This is a genomic window from Paenibacillus sp. Soil766, assembly GCF_001428105.1.
Taxonomy (GTDB): domain Bacteria; phylum Bacillota; class Bacilli; order Paenibacillales; family NBRC-103111; genus Paenibacillus_E.
Genome location: NZ_LMSJ01000006.1, coordinates 151259 through 172283, shown reverse-complemented (window position 1 = coordinate 172283; position 21025 = coordinate 151259). Strand labels below are relative to the sequence as shown.

The 21025-nt window shown below is 45.4% G+C and carries 15 protein-coding genes; 12 read left to right on the top strand and 3 right to left on the bottom strand.

What is annotated here, in order from left to right:
• The first annotated feature begins 20 nt into the window (after positions 1–20).
• Together ASG89_RS06185 and ASG89_RS06180 are read left to right on the top strand one after the other, a co-directional pair.
• Positions 21–2441 carry an alpha-L-rhamnosidase C-terminal domain-containing protein gene (locus ASG89_RS06185; protein ID WP_057309695.1) on the top strand — a complete coding sequence of 807 codons (2421 nt, stop codon included), beginning with the start codon at positions 21–23 and terminating at the stop codon, positions 2439–2441.
• A 215-nt stretch (positions 2442–2656) separates the two neighbouring features.
• Positions 2657–4870: a helix-turn-helix domain-containing protein gene (locus ASG89_RS06180; RefSeq protein WP_057309694.1), complete on the top strand. Its 2214-nt coding sequence runs from the start codon at positions 2657–2659 to the stop codon at positions 4868–4870.
• A gap of 178 nt (positions 4871–5048) precedes the next feature.
• Here ASG89_RS06180 and ASG89_RS06175 read toward each other — a convergent pair whose 3' ends face one another.
• Positions 5049–5870 carry a helix-turn-helix transcriptional regulator gene (locus tag ASG89_RS06175; protein ID WP_057309692.1) on the bottom strand — a complete coding sequence of 274 codons (822 nt, stop codon included), beginning with the start codon at positions 5868–5870 and terminating at the stop codon, positions 5049–5051.
• Positions 5871–5990: 120 nt separating this feature from the next.
• Between ASG89_RS06175 and ASG89_RS06170 the strand changes: the two genes are divergently transcribed.
• On the top strand, positions 5991–8018 hold the full coding sequence (locus tag ASG89_RS06170) for a beta-galactosidase (protein WP_057309690.1): 2028 nt from the start codon (positions 5991–5993) through the stop codon (positions 8016–8018).
• Between the two features lie 190 nt (positions 8019–8208).
• On the opposite strand, the gene ASG89_RS06165 is transcribed toward ASG89_RS06170, so the two are convergent.
• A complete protein-coding gene (locus tag ASG89_RS06165) occupies positions 8209–8991 on the bottom strand; it encodes a phytanoyl-CoA dioxygenase family protein (RefSeq protein WP_057309689.1) in 783 nt (260 codons plus the stop codon).
• 137 nt (positions 8992–9128) lie between these two features.
• Between ASG89_RS06165 and ASG89_RS06160 the strand changes: the two genes are divergently transcribed.
• From ASG89_RS06160 to ASG89_RS06135, 6 genes are all read left to right on the top strand, one after another.
• Positions 9129–9992: an AraC family transcriptional regulator gene (locus tag ASG89_RS06160; protein WP_057309687.1), complete on the top strand. Its 864-nt coding sequence runs from the start codon at positions 9129–9131 to the stop codon at positions 9990–9992.
• 93 nt (positions 9993–10085) lie between these two features.
• Positions 10086–10700, top strand: coding sequence for a PH domain-containing protein (locus ASG89_RS06155; protein WP_057309686.1), 615 nt, complete (start codon positions 10086–10088; stop codon positions 10698–10700).
• Positions 10701–11651: 951 nt separating this feature from the next.
• A complete protein-coding gene (locus tag ASG89_RS06150) occupies positions 11652–12800 on the top strand; it encodes a type III polyketide synthase (RefSeq protein ID WP_057309685.1) in 1149 nt (382 codons plus the stop codon).
• Positions 12793–13509, top strand: coding sequence for a methyltransferase domain-containing protein (locus tag ASG89_RS06145; protein ID WP_057309727.1), 717 nt, complete (start codon positions 12793–12795; stop codon positions 13507–13509). Before ASG89_RS06150 ends, ASG89_RS06145 begins: the two co-directional genes overlap by 8 nt.
• Complete coding sequence (locus ASG89_RS06140) at positions 13509–14660, top strand: NAD(P)/FAD-dependent oxidoreductase (RefSeq protein WP_057309684.1); 1152 nt, start codon at positions 13509–13511, stop codon at positions 14658–14660. Before ASG89_RS06145 ends, ASG89_RS06140 begins: the two co-directional genes overlap by 1 nt.
• 10 nt (positions 14661–14670) lie before the next feature.
• Positions 14671–16827, top strand: a complete 2157-nt coding sequence (locus tag ASG89_RS06135) for an MMPL family transporter (protein ID WP_057309683.1) — start codon at positions 14671–14673, stop codon at positions 16825–16827.
• Positions 16828–16956: 129 nt separating this feature from the next.
• Here ASG89_RS06135 and ASG89_RS06130 read toward each other — a convergent pair whose 3' ends face one another.
• Positions 16957–18792: a glycoside hydrolase family 2 TIM barrel-domain containing protein gene (locus ASG89_RS06130; protein WP_082592782.1), complete on the bottom strand. Its 1836-nt coding sequence runs from the start codon at positions 18790–18792 to the stop codon at positions 16957–16959.
• On the opposite strand from ASG89_RS06130, the gene ASG89_RS06125 reads away from it, so the two are divergent.
• The 3 genes from ASG89_RS06125 (at position 18683) to ASG89_RS06115 (ending at position 21017) form a co-directional block, all read left to right on the top strand.
• Positions 18683–19567, top strand: coding sequence for an AraC family transcriptional regulator (locus tag ASG89_RS06125; protein ID WP_057309679.1), 885 nt, complete (start codon positions 18683–18685; stop codon positions 19565–19567). The two genes, ASG89_RS06130 and ASG89_RS06125, sit on opposite strands and share 110 nt — an antisense overlap.
• A 129-nt stretch (positions 19568–19696) precedes the next feature.
• On the top strand, positions 19697–20395 hold the full coding sequence (locus ASG89_RS06120; protein WP_082592780.1) for a YfbR-like 5'-deoxynucleotidase: 699 nt from the start codon (positions 19697–19699) through the stop codon (positions 20393–20395).
• A gap of 196 nt (positions 20396–20591) precedes the next feature.
• Positions 20592–21017 (top strand): MerR family transcriptional regulator, encoded by a 426-nt coding sequence (locus ASG89_RS06115; protein ID WP_057309677.1) that lies wholly within the window; start codon positions 20592–20594, stop codon positions 21015–21017.
• Positions 21018–21025 lie beyond the last annotated feature (8 nt).

Here is a 21025-nt window from a genome sequence, read left to right as displayed (position 1 = left end):
GAAATCGAGAGGTGATCTAATTGCGTGTACTATTAACGGACTTTCCCTATAACGGCCAAATCGAGAAAAATCAATCGCTAAATCCTTGGGAACAGACGACGGGTTGGCCATGCCGTTGGGTGACCTTCAGTGAGGCTTTAAAACCTCCCTTTGTTATCGTTTATCGATGCAAATTCATATTAAATGAAGTACTCCGCCTCAGGGTACACGTTTCTGGAGACGAAAGGTACGAGCTCTTTCTAGATCACAAAAGGATTGGCCGAGGCAGCGAACGCGGAGATCGCAACAATTGGTTTTATGAGACGTACGAGGTCGAGCTACCTGCTGGAGAGCATCAATGGATTGCGCGCTGTTGGGCGATTGGCGACCATAAGCCGTGGGCACAAATCAGCGTACAACCAGGCTTTCTTCTTAGTCCGGATGATGAATCACTCGCATCGCTGATGGGCACTGGAGTTGCTCAGTGGGAAGCGAAGCCGATGCTGGGTTATCGTTTTCTTCCACTGCCCTCTAGCATTGGTACTGGTGCAAAGTTGGACATTGATGGCACTTCCTTCGATTGGGATGCTTTGCTTGGGGGAGGTAACGGTTGGCTTCCGGTACAACCTTTGGGAAATGTCTACCACGGAGCGAACAATTATCATTTTTCGTCGGTACAGCGTTTTATGCGTCCGGCCACATTGCCAGCGATGCAAGAGGTTAACATAACGACGATGGGGGTACGTTTTGTTGAGCAAGCTGGCATCCAGGAATCAGACGGATATCCGATCGTCGCGAGTTTTGATTTAATAGAGGAGCATGAGCGTTGGAGTGGTTTACTTACGGGGCAACCGGCTCGCATTCCAGCGAATACCCGAAGACGAGTCATTATCGATCTAGGGGAGTACTATTGTTTCTATCCTGAGCTTATCGTTTCGGGAGGAAAAGGTTCTGTCATTCGGCTCTATTGGGAGGAGTCTTTCTATGATGAAGCGGAGGGCGGACGTAAGACGAACCGTAACGAGATTGCGGGTAAATGGTTTAGAGGTTATGGCGATACGTTTCGTCCGGATGGCGGGCAGGGGCGAAGGTTCGATACTTTGTGGTGGCATGCGGGAAGATACGGGGAGTTAATTGTGGAAACGGGGAGCGAGGCGTTAGATTTAATGGCGCTTAGGCTGTTTGAAACGAGATATCCATTGGAAATGGAAGGTTCTATTCATTGTAATGATGAACGTGTAAACCAAGTCGTTAAGGCATCATTCAGGACGTTACAAATGTGTGCACACGAAACGTACATGGATTGCCCTTACTGGGAGCAGCTCATGTACGTGGGGGATACACGCATTCAGTCGCTAGTTACCTACGTTAGCACGCCCGACGATAGATTACCGCGTAAAGCATTGGAGATGTTCCGAGCCTCCCGTAACAATCATCTTGGACTTGTGAACTGTGCTTATCCGGACCAAAGCGGCAAACATATTTCCTCATTCTCCTTATGGTGGGTAGCGATGGTCTATGATTATGCCCTATGGAGAGGCGATGCGGAATGGATTCGTTTCATGATGAGCAGCGTCCGCGACGAGTTGGAACGGCTATTGCACAATCGTTCATCGAATGGGGCGGTAAAGTTGCCTATTTCATGGAACTTCATGGACTGGCAGACTGCACCTTCAGATGCTTGGAACTCGGGCACACCGCCTCATGGGGCGGATCGCTTGAATGCAGCCTATAATCTGCTGATGATTCATACGTTGGAGCTGGTTGCTAAACTTGAAGCATACTTAGGTGAAACAGAGCTGGAATCACGCGCGAGACGATTGGCAAAAGAACTGAGCAGCGTTGTTGAGCTGTTGTTCTGGAACGAGGAGAGAGGGATGTTTGCGGACGATACTGGCCATCAGTATTATTCGGAGCATGTACAAGTGCTTTCCTTGTTATGTGAGTCGATTTCGCCGGGCCTAAATAGTCGCCTTTTACCTGAAATACTGAAGAGCGACACGGACCTGATGCGTACAAGTGTGTATTTTGATCATTATACGTTCGATGCGTTAGCGTCTGTTAGCCAGATTGATGCGCTGTTGAGCAGGCTCGAGCCATGGTTTGGGATGGAGGCGACTGGTCTAAAGACCGCGCCGGAAATATTCCTAGATTCGACGCGATCGGACTGTCATGCTTGGGGGGCTCATCCGATCTACCATCTCTACACCAACTTGCTTGGCATTCGCCCGGCATCAATGGGTTTTGCTTCGGTCGTGATTCGTCCGCAGCTCGGATCATTAACGAGTCTACACGGTAAGCTCCCGCATCCGAATGGCTTTATCGAAGTAAACGTGGAGTGTCGGGGCAGACAATGGTACGTTGAAGTCACATTACCCGGTGGTTTGCCTGGCACGTTGGTTTGGAGTTATGACAGTTATCCTCTTAATGAAGGGCAGAATGAGTATATATTCCCCTTGTAAGTCTTAGGCATTTTAAAAGCTCTTGCAGCGTTGTTGCTGCAGGGGCTTTTTGCTGGAGTTCGACGCTGGTGGTTCCCTAAGTCGAAAAAATCGACTTATAAGCCTGCGAACCACCTCTATGTTAACTCCGCGAAAGGTTGTATATTGCTCCACCATCAGTTCAAGGATAAAATGGTAAGATAATCACCCTTGTATCATGAAGGAGAGAGCCCAACTTGAGAAGAAATTGGTTCCATCGCTTGCTACTTTCCTATGTGCCTGTGCTTATTCTGATCGTTTGTTTATTCGTATTTATCGGGGTCGTTCAGCTCAATGATTTGTCCCGCAAAGAAGCCCTGAAATCCAGTGGCGTCTATGTGCAAAATATTCAGAGCAGCATCGACATGTCGCTGAATTCCATTGAAGTGATGATGCTGGAAACGATCACGCGCAATGTTAATTTCATGACCTTTGCTGGGATGCAAAGTGATACTAGCTTTTTCATTGAGCTTTCTCGGCTACTTCAGAGCCTAACATCTACCAATCCATGGATTGATTCTGTCTATTTGTATCGGGTAGGTGATGGAACGGTTATTAGTGACAAAACAAAGCTGCATGTCGATCAATTTGCAGATAAGCCATTCATTGAAAGTCATATAAATAATCCTGAACTAACAAACTGGAGTCTGCCCCGTCCCTATCGGATGCTTAAAGATGGGATTCTGGAAGGAACAGTCATTTCCCTGTCCAGAAGTGTTCCCCTGCAAAGTAAAGGGATCGCTTTGATGATTGTTAATGTGAAAGTTAACGCCATTCAAGAGTTTCTAAGCAAATACGGCACTTCGGAAGTGAATCAGATTGCACTCAAAGATAGTCAAGGGCAGATGATTTTCGAGCAAAAAGGCAAGGATCCAAAGGTTGATGATATTACAATCATATCCAACTATACAGGTTGGACCTACACGAGCTCGCTGAAGAAGGAAGAGCTGGGTAATATTTTTAGCTATGTGAAGAGCGGTTGGTTTATTGTTGGATTCTTGGGACTGCTGCTAGCGATAGGCTGGATTGTGTATATTACCCGTAAAAACTATAAGCCAATTGAAACGATTATGTCGCGAATCGAGAAATACAATCAGGTTCATAAAGAGCATCCGATACAAGGACCGACGGTCGATGAACTTAGTTATATTGATTACACACTCAGCAACATCATTGAGGTTAGTCAGGAGTATCAGAATCAGAGTCTCGTGAATCAGAAATATCGACGTATCCAATTATTTCACGAGATTATTGATGGAAGTCGCCCGTTAGAGCAGGCAGATTGGAACAATGAGATGATGGAGCTTGGCATGAAGCAACTGGGGAGTGCCGCCGTCAGCATCGTCGAAATTGATAAATATACCGAGTTTATAAGCGGGCATTCCCGTGAGGATCAGGGGCTTTTTAAATATATTTTGAAAAAAGTAGTGGAAGAATCGGCAGAAGCCTGTGGTTTGCGCATTTGGCAGGAATGGGTCACGAATCATCGGTTATGTATTATTTTTCTTGAAGAGCAGCAAGAGATTCCACTGGAGTCCATGATACTGACGCTGACGGATCAAGCTCGACTTTGGATGCAGAACAATTTGAAACTGACGGTGACACTTGGTGTGGGCTGTACGGTGCACGAAGTTCAAGCGATACATCAATCCTATGAATCAGCGGCACGGGCGTTGGATTATAAGTCGGCGCTTGGCAGCAATCGGGTGATCGGCCATTGGGAAATCGAGTTGTTATCGCATGATGATTTATACGTTTACCTGCAGTATGTACGGACGATTGCTCAAGCTTTCCGTGTCGGTAACGATGGGTGGCAGGAGCAGTTGAAGCTGTTATTTGATGGATTACGTCGTCTTTTGCTTCCGAAAGAGGAGATCAGCGGCATTCTTAGTTACATGAACTATTATTTCTATCGGGAAATGATGGAGCTCCCTCCGGAGTATCAAGAATTGTGGAATCGGGAATTCCGCACACCGTGGGATGAGAATATGGAGACCCTTGAGACGCTGGATGAGCTTGAAACTTTTTATTTGGAGACCCTTTCGTCCTGTGCACAGCAAATGGAAGAAATTCGAGTCAGCAAAGGCAATCACGGTGTGGTGCAAAAAGTAAGGGATTATATTGAAGCTAATTTCAGTGATCCTGATCTATCTTTATCGAGCCTAAGCGAACAATTTAATATGAATTCGTCCAGCCTAAGCACGATATTTAAGGAGGATTTCGGTGAGAAATTCGTCGTTTACCTCTGCCAAATACGGATGGAGCATGCCAAGGAATTGTTAAGAACGACGCCTCTGCCGATCCAAGAAATTTCGGAACGTGTAGGATATTTACATCAGATGTCATTCATTCGCGCTTTTAAGAAAATGATAGGCACAACGCCAGGCGATTACCGGAAGGTTCACCAATAGGATTGGCATGCATGTTTTTTGAACAAAGAATTGTAAATTGAAGAGAACCTCCGAATTAGGTAAAGTGAGTGCAAAGTAACGCGTTTGTTACCTTACACCTACAGCTGCTTTCGGAGGTTTTTATGTTAAATATAGGGGGATACTCGCTTCATCCGTCTAATGAGTATCAGCCCCTCCATTAATTCAACTCCCTAAATCGCTCTGGCGTAAGGCCAATTTGTTTGCGAAAGCTCGCAATAAAATGGCTCGTATCCCGAAAACCTACACGTACAGCAATCTCTTTAACGGCTCTATGTCTTTCGGTTAGCAAAAGCTCTTTGGATTTGCGAAGTCGCATCATGATGAGGTAGGCATATGGAGAAAGGCCGAAAGCATGCTGAAACAACGTATTCAAATATCTTGGTGTAATCGTAAGAACCGCGGCCATCTGTTCGATTCCGGTATCCGGATTCGGATAGTGATTTTCCAGCCAGTCCGTTAGGGGCTGCAAGTGAAGCATTTGATTCGTAATCGAAGTGCGATTGTTGATTTGGGCATGTTTTTTAATCTGAATCAAGAAATGGTACAAATCCGCGGATGCATCATAGCCCGAATAATCTGCTTGTGTCTGTAGCTTGTTCAATATCATTGTGAGCGCTAGGTGTAAAGGACCTTCCTCGTCCCAACGGAAGACGGCAGATTCCAGCATATCTAATGTACTTAAGATCGTGTGCACACTATTACCTCCGAACGTGACATACTGTGTACACCAAGTATCCGTAACAGCATAATAAGTATGTGGTACACCAGGCAGCATGAGGACTCCAGTGCCTTTCGATAAACGGACTTTCCTATTCTCCATTTCAAATTCCCCTTCGCCAGAAAAGGTTTGCAGCCAATGATAATAAGGAAATCCATCTTTACGATTGAGCTTCTCCTGATCTTCGTGATGACCAATGCTATCTATAAATAACGGGTAGGGCTGGGCTGTACTAGGCGTTAGTAGGAATCGTGTATGCACAATGAATCATCCTGTTCCATTTTCTTATATGAGATTGCAATTATATTATATTTTAACATAAATATGAATCTAATATAATGTACTTATTCTTATATGAAATTATACGAAGAGGTGCGAATCGTGATACATACTAAGCTGCCCAAAATTTGGTACGGTGGAGATTACAATCCAGAACAATGGGATAAAGAAGTTATGGATGAGGATTTACGTATGTTTAATCTTGCGGGAATTGATGTTGCGACGATCAATGTCTTCTCGTGGGCGCTGTCACAACCGAATGAAGATACGTACGATTTTACTTGGCTGGATGACATTATTGAGCGTCTCCATGCGAATGGAACTTATATTTGTTTAGCAACGAGTACGGGGGCTCATCCTGCTTGGATGGCTAAGAAATATCCAGATGTATGCCGAGTGGACTTCGAAGGACGCAAACATAAATTTGGTATGAGACATAATTCATGTCCGCATAGTCCAACCTATCGCACCTATTCGGAGCGAATTGCAGAAAAGTTAGCTGAGCGCTATAAGGATCATGAGGCGGTTCTTATTTGGCACATTTCCAATGAATATGGTGGGTATTGTTACTGTGATAACTGCGCCAGCGGATTCCGAACATGGCTGCAAGCACGTTATACAACTTTGGATCAGTTAAACAAAGCGTGGTATACAGGGTTTTGGGGTCATACGTTCTATGATTGGGAGGAAATCGTTCCGCCTAATGCGCTTTCAGAGGAGTGGCCTGGGGATCGTTCATGCTTCCAAGCGATTTCATTAGATTATCGCCGATTTATGTCCGATAGCTTATTAGACTGCTACAAATTGGAATATGACGCGATCAGACGTCACTGCCCAGATACACCCATCACAACAAATTTAATGGGTCTTTACAAGCCTTTAGACTATTTCAAATGGGCTCCCTATTTGGACGTTATCTCATGGGACAATTATCCTTCCTTGGATACACCGGTCAGTTTGACATCCATGACGCATGATTTGATGCGTGGATTAAAAGAAGGTCAACCGTTTATGCTGATGGAACAAACGCCAAGCCAACAGAACTGGCAGAAGTATAACTCGTTGAAGCGTCCTGGTGTAATGAAGCTCTGGAGTTATCAAGCGGTTGCTCGTGGTGCGGATACCATTCTTTTCTTCCAGCTTCGCCGGTCAGCAGGTGCTTGTGAGAAGTTCCATGGTGCAGTCATTGAGCATGTTGGACATGAACATACGCGGGTATTCCGCGAGTGCGCTGAGTTAGGGCATGAGCTGGAGCGGTTATCGGATAAAGTATTGGACGCAAGAGTGAAGGCGCGTGTCGCCATTGTGTTTGACTGGGAAAACCGTTGGGCGGTTGAACTCTCAAGTGGTCCAACAATCGACCTTAAGTATGTAGATGAAGTTCATAAATACTATGACGCCTTGTTCCAGCAAAATATTCAAGTGGATCTTATCGGTACGGATACGGATCTCACGGGCTATGATATCGTTATTGCACCTGTTCTTTATATGGTGAAAGAAGGATATGCTGGACGTGTGGAACAATTCGTTCACGCCGGTGGAACCTTTCTGACTACTTTCTTCAGCGGCATCGTCAATGAGAATGATCGCGTAACCCTTGGTGGTTATCCGGGCGAGCTGCGTAATGTTCTAGGCATTTGGGCAGAAGAAATCGATGCATTATTCCCTGATCAGAGCAACCAAATTCAGCTAACTGAGCCATGGGGCGGACTGGATGGCAGTTACCAATGCGGTATTCTGTGTGATTTAATCCATGCTGAGGGAGCAGAAGTAAAAGCTGTTTATGGCAAAGATTTCTATCAAGGCATGCCTGCGCTGACTGTAAATAAATTCGGAGCGGGGCAAGCATGGTACGTCGCTTCTAGTCCTGAGCCAGCTTTTCTACAAGGTCTGCTTGGCAACTTGTGCCAAGATAAAGGAATTACTGCGCCAATTCCACCTGTACCTGGGGTAGAGGTTTCTACGAGAACTAATGAGCAGAATGAGTCATTCGTCTTTATTTTGAATCATAATAATCAAGCTGCGACGATTGCGCTTGGCGATTTGAAGGGAACGGATTTACTATCTGGGGATTTTATTGAAAATGAAGCAACACTGGCAGCTAAAGCCGTCCTCATTATTGAAAAGTAAGCTTCTTTTCCCAACCTCGAAAATAGAACGGATAGCGTACGTACGTTTCCTTACTAACCGTGAAGGAAGGATTTTGCTTAAATAGTACTTTCACGTTCCTTTTCTATCGCAAGACAAGAATAATCAACAAAAGCCCCCTTTAACCCTTGCTGAGCAAGATTGAAGGGGCTTTTGTTGTGTTCACATCACGCTATGCGTCTTTAATAATCTTATAGTTAGGCTTCACTTTCGTGAAATTAGGATTTTCTCCGCTAACCATTAACCCCATACCCCAGTCAAAATGTTCCTGTGTAGTCGGGAAGTCACTCGCCTCTCGATATTGGAATAACACATTTCTCCGTGTTCTTGAGCTCATATTCGAAGAGGAACCATGGATCGTTAAGTAGTTGAAGAACAGAACATCGCCAGCTTCCGCTTCACAAGGTGTTCCCATATGGATCGGATACTCTTTATGATTCAGATAATGCGTGCCGATATGTTGCAAGCTTCCAGACAGATGAGAGCCCGGAATAACGCGCAGACAGCCGTTCTCTTCATCCGCACGATCCAAGTGAACGCTTGCTGCTAACATCGAATGTTTCTCATGCGGGAAATACGGATAATCTTGATGCATCGGGAACGCAGCGCCGTTCTCAGGAGGCTTAACCAGCATTTTTGAATGATGAAGTTGAACGTTAGGCCCGATGATTTGTCTCAAAACCGCTACCATATTCGGGTGAATGACGGCTCGCATGAAGGATGCGTCGTGATAATGCACATCATGGAAGCCCTTGAGAACGAGCTTTTTCAATTCTTCCGCAGGCAAATAGTCCCCTTGCCAAGCATCATTTCGATCGGCTTTTGCGTGTGCGGCACGACTAATAATGTTCTCTACAGCGACTCGCATCTCCGCAACTTCGGATTCATTAAATACCCCTTTGACTAGCAAGTAACCATTTTCTTTGTAAAAATCAACATCGTTGGATTGTATCATTGTTCCATGCCTCCATTTTGTGGTTGCTCATAAATCCGTTTTCTATCTATAATTATAGGAGATATTGACGGTGTGATCTTTTTCAACAGAGGACATATTTTTGCACAATAAGGCCATTTTCCGAAAAGGTGAAGCTCATGTATCAGTATAAGGAAACGTATGCGATGTTGAATGAAGATTTAACGGTAATCCAAGGAGCGGAAGCTGTCTTTAAAGTGCATTATTGGGGAGTTGACGCTTGTTTATATGATAATCAACCCCATAAGCATTCTTTTTTTGAGATCTGTTACATTTTGGATGGAGAAGGTCAGTATTCAGAGGAAGGCATAGTCTATCCACTTTGTGCAGGGACGCTTTTTTGCTCAAAACCCGGTATTACTCACCAAATTCGAACGGATAAAGGGTTGAACATCGTATTTATCGCGTTTGAACTGGATGAAACCTTATGTGATGACGCCATGCGGGAAACATTCAATGGGCTTGCACTCCATGGTGATGTCGTTCTTTATGAGGCTGATGATGTACCAACTGTGCAACTATGGCGATCACTTCTCATCCGAGAGGGGCATGGGAGTCTTCCCTATACAGCCATTCATTCGGTTGCCTATGCGTTATTGGTATCGTTCCCTGCTGTATTCGGAAGGCATTCTAAGCTGCCTGTCATGCGGCATAAAAGCACACAGATACTGATGCGCCGAGCTAAGCTTTATATTCGTGACAATCTCTCACAAACACTTCAGCTAAAAGACGTTGCAAGTTATTTGAGCATATCGGAGCGCCATCTCTCGCGCCTATTCTCAGAGGGAATTCATGAGAGCTTCACCAATTTCATTCGGAGTGAACGTATTCGCCAAGCGGCTCACCTGCTGCTGAACAGCGATCTGCCTATTAAAGAAATTGCTGAAATGACGGGATTTTCTTCCGTTCATTATTTTACACGTACGTTCCTACTGGAGAAGAAGGTTCCCCCTGGCCGTTTCCGCCAAAAAGAGAAGGGATAGAATGGCTAACAAATTTCTACTTATGTAAATTCTACCCATAACGTATAATGGGAGTAGTCTACATACATTTCAATTAATGAGAGGATGATTCCCGTGTTCAAGAAGTTTGCAGCAGATGCATTAGGCTTAAGTGATATTGGTAAGGTAATTAGTCCGGTTGATTTTGATAAGGTTGATTCTGATGATTATGTCATGCATGAGGATGGCGAGAAGATCTTCTTCATTATCAAGTCCAAGAAGGATGAATATTGCTTTACGAACCTTGCGCTCATCCATTTAGATGGAGATAGTGCGATTAGCTCTAAGCGAGTGCTGAAACGTTACAGTTACCATACACATGCCATCTCCGAAGTGTATATGGAAACGGCGGGAACGATCGATCTGGATGTTGAGATCAAATTCATCATCGGTCATACGAACTTCTCCATTGATGTTGATAAAAAGCAAATTGAACAGATCAAAGATTTGTACAAAGCTTTGATAAAAATTTCCGAGACAGTCGCACACAATGAGGAATTGTTCGAATACGCGAAGCAAAGCGTAGCTATTGCGAAGGAAGCCACTGGTCGTATCTCCACACAGACGACTTCTCCGGTCACTCAATTTGATGCTATTAACGAATCCACGTACAACTGGCTAAAAGGGAAACATACTGAGTTGAAGGTCAAGGATTTCGGTGCCATTTTTGAACGTTATATCAATAACTAAATGTAATGAAGGAAGGAAGCCTTGTTGTTGCAAGGCTTTTTTTTTGACCGCATAATAATTTATAAGTTTCAGGTACTCGGAAGAACAAATTCGTAGTGGTGATACAAACTACGTGTTAAACGCGGCCGCTCAGCCTCGAAGGACTTCGATAGAAGTTTTTCTCGTCCGATAGGTCGAGGGAAGCGAAGTTTACACTTAAAAAGAATTGGTCGTGATGATGTGTGACATGTTGGTTGTAAGTGGGAGGGGTAGGAGTGGAAGTAGGTGTAGGGGGAGGAGTAGGAGTAGGAGTAGGAGTATGAGTAGGAGTATGAGTATGAGTATGAGTATGAGTATGGAGAATGGTTTCTGAGTATATTCGGTGAGTTTGTAAGTCGGGGGTTTCCCCTGTACCCAGTCGAATTAATGGAATTTATACAGTTAAATTCGGGCATTTTTCGTTCAAACGCAGATTAGATGGATAACCTACAGTTAATATCATCCATTTTATCCGATTCGATTAGAAGAGGCGATTTTACCTACATGTTTTACAGTTAATTCAAGTTTTTTAGTGAATCTCGCATAAATAATTGTGTATTTTCCAGATAATGTATGTATTTAAGTGCCGAGCCCCTCTAAACTACAATGGACATCAACAACCTTCGTACCAGAGTTCCGCTCCGCCCACCCCCCSCCGAAGCCCGCGCCACCCCCCCGCCATCGCGCCAGCCACCAGAGCCAGCGCGAACCATCTGCCCCCGCGCACGCGTCCCGCCATCGCACTAGCGTCTGCCCCCGCGCCCGTCTCCCGCCACTAGCAAGTTGACTCGAATTCCTCCAACGTTGTGACAGTATTCAATTCCAAACGATGGAAAAATTTCTCATAACCGCCGTCCCCCATGAATAGATATGTGTAAAGTAACCCGCATGTCCAGCCATGAATTGAATGAGCCAAGGGGATGAGTATATACAATGAAACGAGAAGATCAGGTTATCGCGATTCTGGGGATTGGCACAGCTGTGCCAGAATTCCGTCTAGACCAGGCAGATACTTCGCAGCGTTTAACGGAAGCCTTGAGGGACAACCCTAATTCTGCGCGTTGGGCGAAGAAAATTTTCAAGCAATGCGGTGTTGAAACTAGATACACCTGTGAACCGAACCTGCTGGAAACAGCGGAGCATTGTCGTTATTTTTCACAAACGAATCAGGATGCACCATCGACGTCGGATCGCATGGCGACGTATAAACGCGAGTCAGTTCCCCTTGCCTTGGCTGCGGCCAAGAAGGCGCTGTACGATGCCAACGTTGACGTGTCTGACATCACGCATCTGATCACCGTAAGCTGTACAGGACAGTTCCTGCCAGGGCTAGATGCTGCATTGACGCAGCAATTAGGACTAGCTTCCAATGTTAATCGGATTCCTTTCAATTTCCTGGGCTGCGCTGCCGGGTTGAAGGCTGTGTGTTTGTCCCGACAAATCGCTTCCAGCAACTCGTCTGCCAAAATCCTAGTTGTCTGCGTGGAATTATGTACTCTTCACATTCAACCTTCAAGTGATCGTGAGGCATTATTTGGTGCTTCCTTTTTCGGAGACGGTGCTTCGTCCTGTGTGATCGGTGTCGCAAGTGAGGAGCAGCATCCCATTTTTCAATTAGGAAATGATCATTCCATTCTTCTGCAAGATTGCGAGGATGAAATGAAATGGGAGGTAGGGAATCACGGTTTTGATCTATATCTGTCTCCGAATATCCCTAAATTAATTGGAACCTGGATCCCCGAACAAGTTGCGTATCTGCTTGATGGCGGACCTAAACCGGAGCTTTGGGCGATTCATCCAGGAGGGAAGGGGATTATTGATGCATTGGAGGAGGTTTACGGATTAACCGCGGAAGAAACACGACCCAGCCGCTCGGTATTGCGCAATTATGGCAATATGTCCTCGGCTACGATCCTTTTCGTCCTAGATGAAATGAAGCAGGAACTGACGAATCGCGGAGTAGGACCGATAAGTGGGCTAGCTCTCGCATTCGGCCCAGGACTTACGTGTGAAATGATTCAATTCACCTATCGAGGAGTCGCCGCCATACAAGTAACGAAGTTAGATGAATCGTATGTTTAAAGGGCTCAAACAACGAGCAATGCAGCATGAATTAATGGATGACTTCTCGTCGGGAGGCCCCGAACTTCGGCAAGCCTTGCAACATTTGCGTCTGCTTAATCGTATTTTTGGCGCTGCAGGGCCTACTTTATTTGGCTTCAAACGCTTATGGCTGCAAGCTGGTAAACCGAAGTCATTATCCATTCTGGATGTTGGATCTGGTTCTGGCGATGTCAATCGCCATCTCTTACGTTGGGCGGATGAGAATGGCGTAGAACTGCGCATCACGCTAGTCGATATAACGGAGGAAGCGTGCGCGGAGGCGCGTGAACTCTTTCGTATGGAACCACGTGTAAGCGTGATGCGGAGCAGTTTATTTCAGCTTCCCGAAAATGGGGTCGATATTACGACCAGTACGCAATTTGTGCATCATTTTACGAATACGGAGCTTCCCCAAGTTGTGGGCTGTATGCTGAAGGCATCTCGGTTGGGTGTCGTTATTAATGATATCCATCGACATTGGATTGCCTGGGTTGCTGTGTGGTTGACGGCTCGGATGATTTCAAAGAACCGCTATATTTTGAATGATGGGCCCTTATCAGTTGCCAAAGGCTTTCGAGCGAAGGATTGGACAACTCTGCGCAAAGCGTTGGATATCTCCGACATGATCGTCTCGTGGAGACCTTTGTTCAGGTATGCTGTCGTCATTGTGAAAAGGGAGCGGGCGTGATGACTCACATCTATGATGTTGCCGTTATCGGTGGTGGAATCGCAGGGAGTGTGATGGCCAAGTCCTTAGCTGACAATGGTTGGGATACGGTGCTGTTCGATCGCAAAGCATTCCCAAGGCATAAGGTTTGTGGGGAATTTCTATCGCCTGAAACCCTCACGATGCTTAAAAAGCTTGGATTACGTGAAGCGGTGTACGCTTTAAAACCGAGTAGGATCCATCGGACAAGCTTGTTTCTCAGGAGGGGGAAGCCACTGGAGATTGCTCTTCCGGGAACAGCTTTGGGTGTAAGCCGCTACCAGCTTGACGCGACGCTTCATCATGCGGCTTTACGCGCAGGTGTGCAGATCCAGACTGAAACGACGGTGATGGCTGTAAAGCCTACGGAGCAAGGAACTCTGATTACAACCAGACAGCACGGCGTGGTTCAGGAATATCGGGTTCGAGCTGTTATTGCTGCCTGTGGCGCAACATGTATACCTGGGCTCCAGAGTCAAACATCGCGCGATGCCATGTCCATCAAAGGGACGTATCTAGGTCTGAAATCCCATTATACAGGGTTAAACATGGATGGAGTTGTTGAGCTCTATTTCTTTGAAGGCGGTTACCTTGGTCTATCACCGATTGAAGGCGGGCAGGTGAATGTGGCAGTGTTGTTGGAACGAGAGGCATTTCAGCAGGCTGATAAATCCATTCTGGGGTTGATCGAGGCGGCATGCGGTAGACATAGTAGGCTATCAGAACGCTTATCTTCTGCACAATCTGTCTCTGGTACACAATCGGCTGTTTCGCCTGTAAAATTAACGCGTAAGCCGCTTGCGTGGGATAGGTTTCCACGATTAGGAGACGCTGCTATGATGCTGCCGCCGCTATGCGGTGACGGAATGTCAATGGCGCTCCGCTCGGCGCTGATCTGCGCGCCACTTGCATCACGATATTTGAAGGGCCAGATCAGCTTAGTTGAATGGGAGCGGGACTATACAGAGGCCGTACATCGGGAATTCAAGGGGCCACTGAAGTGGGGACATCGGTTGCAGGCTATGTTAGCTGTGCCATATTTACCCCAAGTAATGCTTGCTGCAGTTAAGTTCACACCTGGATTAGCAGCTCGATTTGTGCAAGCGACTAGGCTGAAGGAAACTGAGTATTAAGGGGAGGGGGATGATCTTGCATAAACTTGGTCTGATTTCCCTCCGTTACCCCAAACTCATTGTTCTATTCTGGGTCCTGTTCTTCCTATATTTTAGTTGGTACGCCCCCAAGCTGCCTGCTGTTCTGAAGGATCATGGGTTGATTTCGGATGGCGCTTATGCCAAGGTCGAGAGAACGCTTGCTTCTGATTATCACATGCCAGCGAATCCCGTCATTCTCGTATTTGAGAAAAATAGTAAGCTCGAGCCCCAGCGATTCGAGCGGTATTTGCAGCAAGATTTGTTAACTTTGCACGGCATGCAAGGGTTAAGGGAGATCATATCTCCACTTGAACGGGAAGGGATGATCCAAGGGGATTACGCCTATGCGCTGCTTGGATTCGAACAAAGCCCGCATGACATGGAACCCGTATTACGTGAAATTCAGACACGATTACCCCAGCATAGAGAGATGAATGTGTCATTGACTGGCAAGTCTGTTGTACAAGAAGATGTCAATCGAGCGAGTCAGCGTGATTTGAGAAAAGCGGAAAGCTTTGGCATCCCAGCCGCCTTTGTGATTCTATGGCTGGCATTCGGCGGCGTGACTTCCTCGATGATTCCAATCATCGTTGGCGTTTTCGGTGTTACGAGCTCCATGGGCATCATGTATGGGATAGGAACACGAATTGATTTATCTAACTTTGTACTGAATGTTATTCCGATGGTAGGTCTGGCTCTTAGTATAGATTTTGCCTTGATGATGGTTAGTCGTTTCCGTGAGGAAATTCATGTGCTCCCTGTTGGACAAGCCATCCTGACTACGATGACAACAGCTGGAAGAGCTGTTTTATTCTCGGCACTGAGTGTTTTTTTAGGCCTCATGGGAATATTATTCATTCCGCTTCCTATATTTTCGACCATTGCCTTAGGGGCGATGACGGTGTTAACCGTGTCCGTCATGCTGACATTAACGTTAGTGCCAGCGCTTCTAACCCTGTGGTGGCCTGCCATTCGAGCTGAACGTAGGCCGCTATACGCGAAAAAAAGTATGAACAATTGGTGGTATACTATCGCACGATTTGTGATGCATAGACCCGTGCAAATGAGCCTGCTTGCTGCTTGTATCCTCGTTGGTTGTTTCTTGCCACTTACAACAATGAAATTAGCGATCCCAGATGCAACCTCTCTACCGAAGGGCTATGAATCCCGCGCAGCATTCGAAGCGTATCAAACACATTTTGGCACGAAAACAGGTTCAGATGTGTATCTGATTGCAACTGGGAAAACAACTCCGCTGAGTCAAAGTGATTGGAAGAACGCCTTTTTACTCATACAAAAATTAGAGAGGGATCCGCTCGTTGAAAGGGTGGACTCCATTTACTCAACATTGCGAATGTCTGATGAGCACCTGTATGCGTTATCTCCACGTCCAAACGCAATAGCAAACTATGAGCGCATCTTTCAATCTTTTGTCCATCAGAATAAGATGCTCGTTCAGGTTCGTTTAAAAGATGAACCCTCATCACCACAAGTGATGGACTGGGTGAGAAGCTGGGAAATAGAGGGGGAATCAGGAGCGCTCCCCTTTCTACTAGGCGGTGAGGCAAAGTATCAGCAGGAGATTTTCAATGATATTTTTGATCATGTAATATATGTATTTCTGTTTATACTCATTTCTAATTATGTGGTCTTATTCATCGCTTTCCGTTCTATTCTCATCCCTTTAAAAACAATCCTCATGAACCTGCTGAGCTTAGGTGCGTCTTTCGGGGTTCTAGCTTGGCTATTTGAAGAGGGGCATTTCGGCTTAGAGCCGAGCAGGATCGCCATTATGATTCCTGTTTTTATCTTCGGACTGGCATTTGGAATCTCGATGGATTACGGCGTTTTCTTAATATCGCGGATCTATGAGGAGTATCAGCGGACACAAGATAATTATCGATCTGTGCTAGTCGGACTTGGGTCGATAAGTAAGATTATCAACGCTGCTGCAGCGATCATGATTGCAGTCACTTTGCCGTTTGCTTTTGGAGATGTTGTTGGTGTGAAACAGCTAGGGTTGGGCATTGCAGCTGCGATATTTATCGATGCTACGGTAATTAGGTTGGTGCTTGTACCTGCGCTATTGGTCATTCTCGGCAAGTGGAATTGGTGGGGACCTGGTGGGAGTAGGACACGTAGCTAAGAAGGAGCTAAGTTACAGAAGCAGAATAAGCCAGAACCGCCTGCTCACCGTGCTGTAACGGTGAAAAACACGCTTAAAGAATGGCCAAAGCCACTTACCTGGCATTGGCCACTTCTCATTCATCATTTTCTATTTCACAGCGATGACGATCGAAGCTGTGATCAACCCCTGTGCTTCAGCCTTAACGACAATCTGGCCAGCTGTGACTCCGGTTCTAACATAGGCAAGCAGCTTGCCATGATAGGCTTTTCTAAATTTAGAGGAATAGGGCTCTAAATCCTGTACATCGCCGTTCTCTAGGCCAATAATTTCACCCGGGCCATCGATGGATAGTTGAATGAGATCGTCTGCGAGATACACGAGTTTGCCATAGCTGTCTGTGATCTCGATCTCAACATGAGCAATATCCTGTCCATCAGCGCTCATCTCAGGGGCGTCTACTTGAAGGAGTAATTGGTACGATTTTGCAGCTGTTTCCAATGCATAGGAACAACCAATGCCCTCCGCGCTTCGAGCAACGACGTTCAAGGTCCCTTCCTCAAAGCTTACCTCCCAAGACAGGTAGCCTAGTGGAGAATCAATCAGTTTCTTCGTACCGAGTGACCGTTCATTCAGGAAGAGTTCTGCCTCTTCGCAGTTAGTGTAGCAGATGACATCCAGCTGCTCGCCAGCCTTCCAGTTCCAGTGCGGAGCACCGCCATGCCATCTTTTGTTACTTACATTCGCGGGATCATCTTTACTTGTTGCGGCTAGGAAAACCATCTTATCTTCAAGCCAGAGGCTCTGACGGAAGTAATAGCTGGCTTTCTTATAACCGGCAAGATCCATGAATCCGGCTTGTGAGACTCGAATAGGCCAGCCTTTGGCTTCGCCCATATAATCGATTCCTGTCCAAATGAATTGCGCACATATCGCATCGTTATCTTTAACAGCAAGCCAGGCTTCCAAGCTCGCGCTATTTTCACTGCCAATGGTGACTCGATTCGGATATTGCTGCCGCGCTTCCTCGTAGAGATGCTCTTTGTAATTGTAGCCCACCACATCCAGCGTATCCACATAGCCAATCAAATTCGCTAATTCGGGAAAAGCCAGAGCGGCAGTGACGGGCCTAGTCATATCGCATTCCTTTACATAGCGGACGAGGTTTGTGGCAATCGTGGTCAGCCTATCACTTTGTGGTTTATTCGGGTCATATTCGCGTTCAGCTGCTGGTTTGTTAGCGTCATTATTGCCCGTCATTGTTTGAAAATAGGGATGGCAGTAGGGATCATTGGGATAATCCACTTCGTTTCCGATGCTCCATAAAATGATAGAAGGATGGTTCCGATCTCGTAAAACCATCTCCTTGATATCCAATTCGCCCCATTGCGGGAACTCTTCATAATAGCCGAAATGCTTAGGCGGGTAGACGTTGTGCCCGGTCGACCACTTGTGCTTGACGCCTTCCCACTCATCGAAGGCTTCATCAATGACGAGAAATCCCATCCGGTCGCATAAATCGAGCAAATGTGGAGCGGGTGGATTATGGCTCATTCGAATGGCGTTACAGCCCATTTCCTGAAGGGCTTGTAATCGACGTTCCCATACGGCTACTGGTACTGCGGCACCCAGTGCCCCGGCATCATGATGCACGCATACGCCTTTTATTTTCATATTCACACCATTCAAGAAGAAGCCCTTATCGGCATCAAATTCAAACCAGCGAATTCCTATAGGTGTGTTCACGTGGTCAATAACTTCACCATTTTTCCTGATCTCCGTACATAGTACGTACAAATCAGGGCTGCTAGGGGACCATAGATGTGGTGAAGTTACTTTGATCGTTTGGTTCAATTCCAAGGAGGAACTAGTGTGGATGACAATCTCGTCTCCTACAGATTCGATCAAGTTGCCGCCCGAATCCCTAAGGGTATTTGAAACCTCAATCGACTCATGGGCCTGGGATGACAGTTTGCTGACTGTCAACTGTTGCGGTTATCAGAAGCTAATGACCATTGATTTAAATCGGAAGCGTGACCAAGGCCGTGTGGATTATCAGTTGATTTATTTAGTGGGCGGGAAGGGGAGTTTTGAGTTGGAGCACCAGTCTCAAGACGTGCATAAAGGCCAAATCGTCCTATACACCCCCAACGTGCCTCAGAATTACACGTATTTCGCCAAAGATGCCACAGAGGCCTACTGGATTCATTTTACCGGGCATGGTGTGCATGATTATTTGCACCAATGTGGACTACTAGACGCCGCTATTCTAACGGTTGGCCTTGTAGATGAAGTGGGGGAATTGTTTAAAAAAATCATCCGCGAACTGAATATGAAGAAGCCTTTGCATGAGCATGTGACTTCAGCCTACTTACTCACCTTACTCGCGCTACTAGGCAGAAAGTTGCAAAGTTCAGATAAACAGGGCAAGGAGGAGCACCATTCTGACATCCATATGATTATGGAAATCATGCACGAAAATTATAGTCAGCACTTGGTAGTTTCGGAACTTGCCAAGAAGTGCAACTTGAGTCTTTTTCGATTTATTCATAAATTCAAGGATGTGACTGGAACGACACCAGGCCAATATGTAACCAATATCCGTATCAACGAGGCTAAAAAGATGCTTTCAGAAACTTCCTTACATGTGAAAGAAGTCGCATCAATAGTAGGTTATGATAACCCCTTATATTTTAGCAGAGTATTCTGCCAAGCTGTGGGAATCCCACCTAGTCGATATAAGGATCAGGAAGAACTATAAATAGAGGAATTTCGTAGCAGTCATGTGATTGAAGATTTACAATTGTACGAGTTAGTTTTAATCCCCAATTAACAGGTAGCTTGTATATTAAATATAGGGACCCGAATATACACAAGGGAGATTACAACTATGGGCATTCATACTTATTTTAGGTCTTTAAATGAGTTGGAAAGAATTATACGATGTCCAGGAAAGTTCAAATTTGAAGAACATAGTGTGGCGGCTCATTCATGGAAAGTTGTTCAATATGCCAAAACACTTGCGGACATCGAAGAGAAAAATGGAGCAAGAATTAACTGGAAAAAACTATATGAAATTACCAGCAGTCATGATTATGGTGAAATCTTTATTGGAGATATTAAAACGCCTGTCAAACATGCATCCCATGAACTCCGGCTATTGATACAACAAGTAGAAGAAGGGATGGTCCATAACTTCATTGAGGAGCATATTCCATCAGAGTTTAAAGAGACGTTCCATAAACAACTTCAAGAGGGTAAGGACGGTTCGATAGAAGGACTGATTTTGGAAGTGGCTGATAAGATGGATCAAGTGTATGAGGCTTTTGCTGAGATTCAAAAGGGAAATACAGAGAAAGAATTCGTTACTATGTATCGAAATGCATTAATTAAAATCAAAAACATCCATTTATTTTGTGTAGATTATTTTTTAAATAACATTCTCCCCGATATGGTAAATGATGAGATGGCTTCACGTGTTGACATCAAAAGAATAACAGAAGAGGCGTTGGCTGACTGTCAGAACGAAGAAGGAAGAATGGGGCATAGGGTAGGAAAAAGCATGTTCGATCAATGGACAAGTCATTGATTGAACATGCTTTTTGGTTTGTTATTACTTATTTGAGAATAATGAGGCGGAAAAGGAATAGTAAACGAGCAACTGCGCATCCTAAGTCTTGAAAATAGTACATGCGTGGTTATTTAAAAGTTAACGTTGACGTTAACGTTAAAAGTGATTATGATAATGACATCGAGAAGAAAATTGGTTTGATGGGAGTGTTCAGATGGATACATTCAAAATTGATGATGTGGCCAAGGAGAGCGGATTGACCAAGCGAACGATTCGTTACTACGAGGAAATCGGAGTACTGTTTCCCCCAGAACGTAGTGAGGGAGGCATGCGTCTATACACACGCAAACATATTGAAAGATTGAGTCAAATTGTGAATGCTCGGGATGTTCTTGGCTTTTCACTCATGGAAATTCAGGATTTCGTAGCCATTCGTGAAAAGCTGGACGAACAAAAGCAAGTCTATTGGAAAACCGAGGCCGCAGAAGAGAAGCTTTCGCAATTGCTGGAGATGAAGGTCATGGTCGATAAACAAATGGAAATGGTGGACCAGAAACTGTCCAAGATGGCTGAGTTCCGCAAGGAAATTGCATATATGCAGAAACGCATCAATGATGGTATTACTAAAATGTCAACATAAAAGGAGTC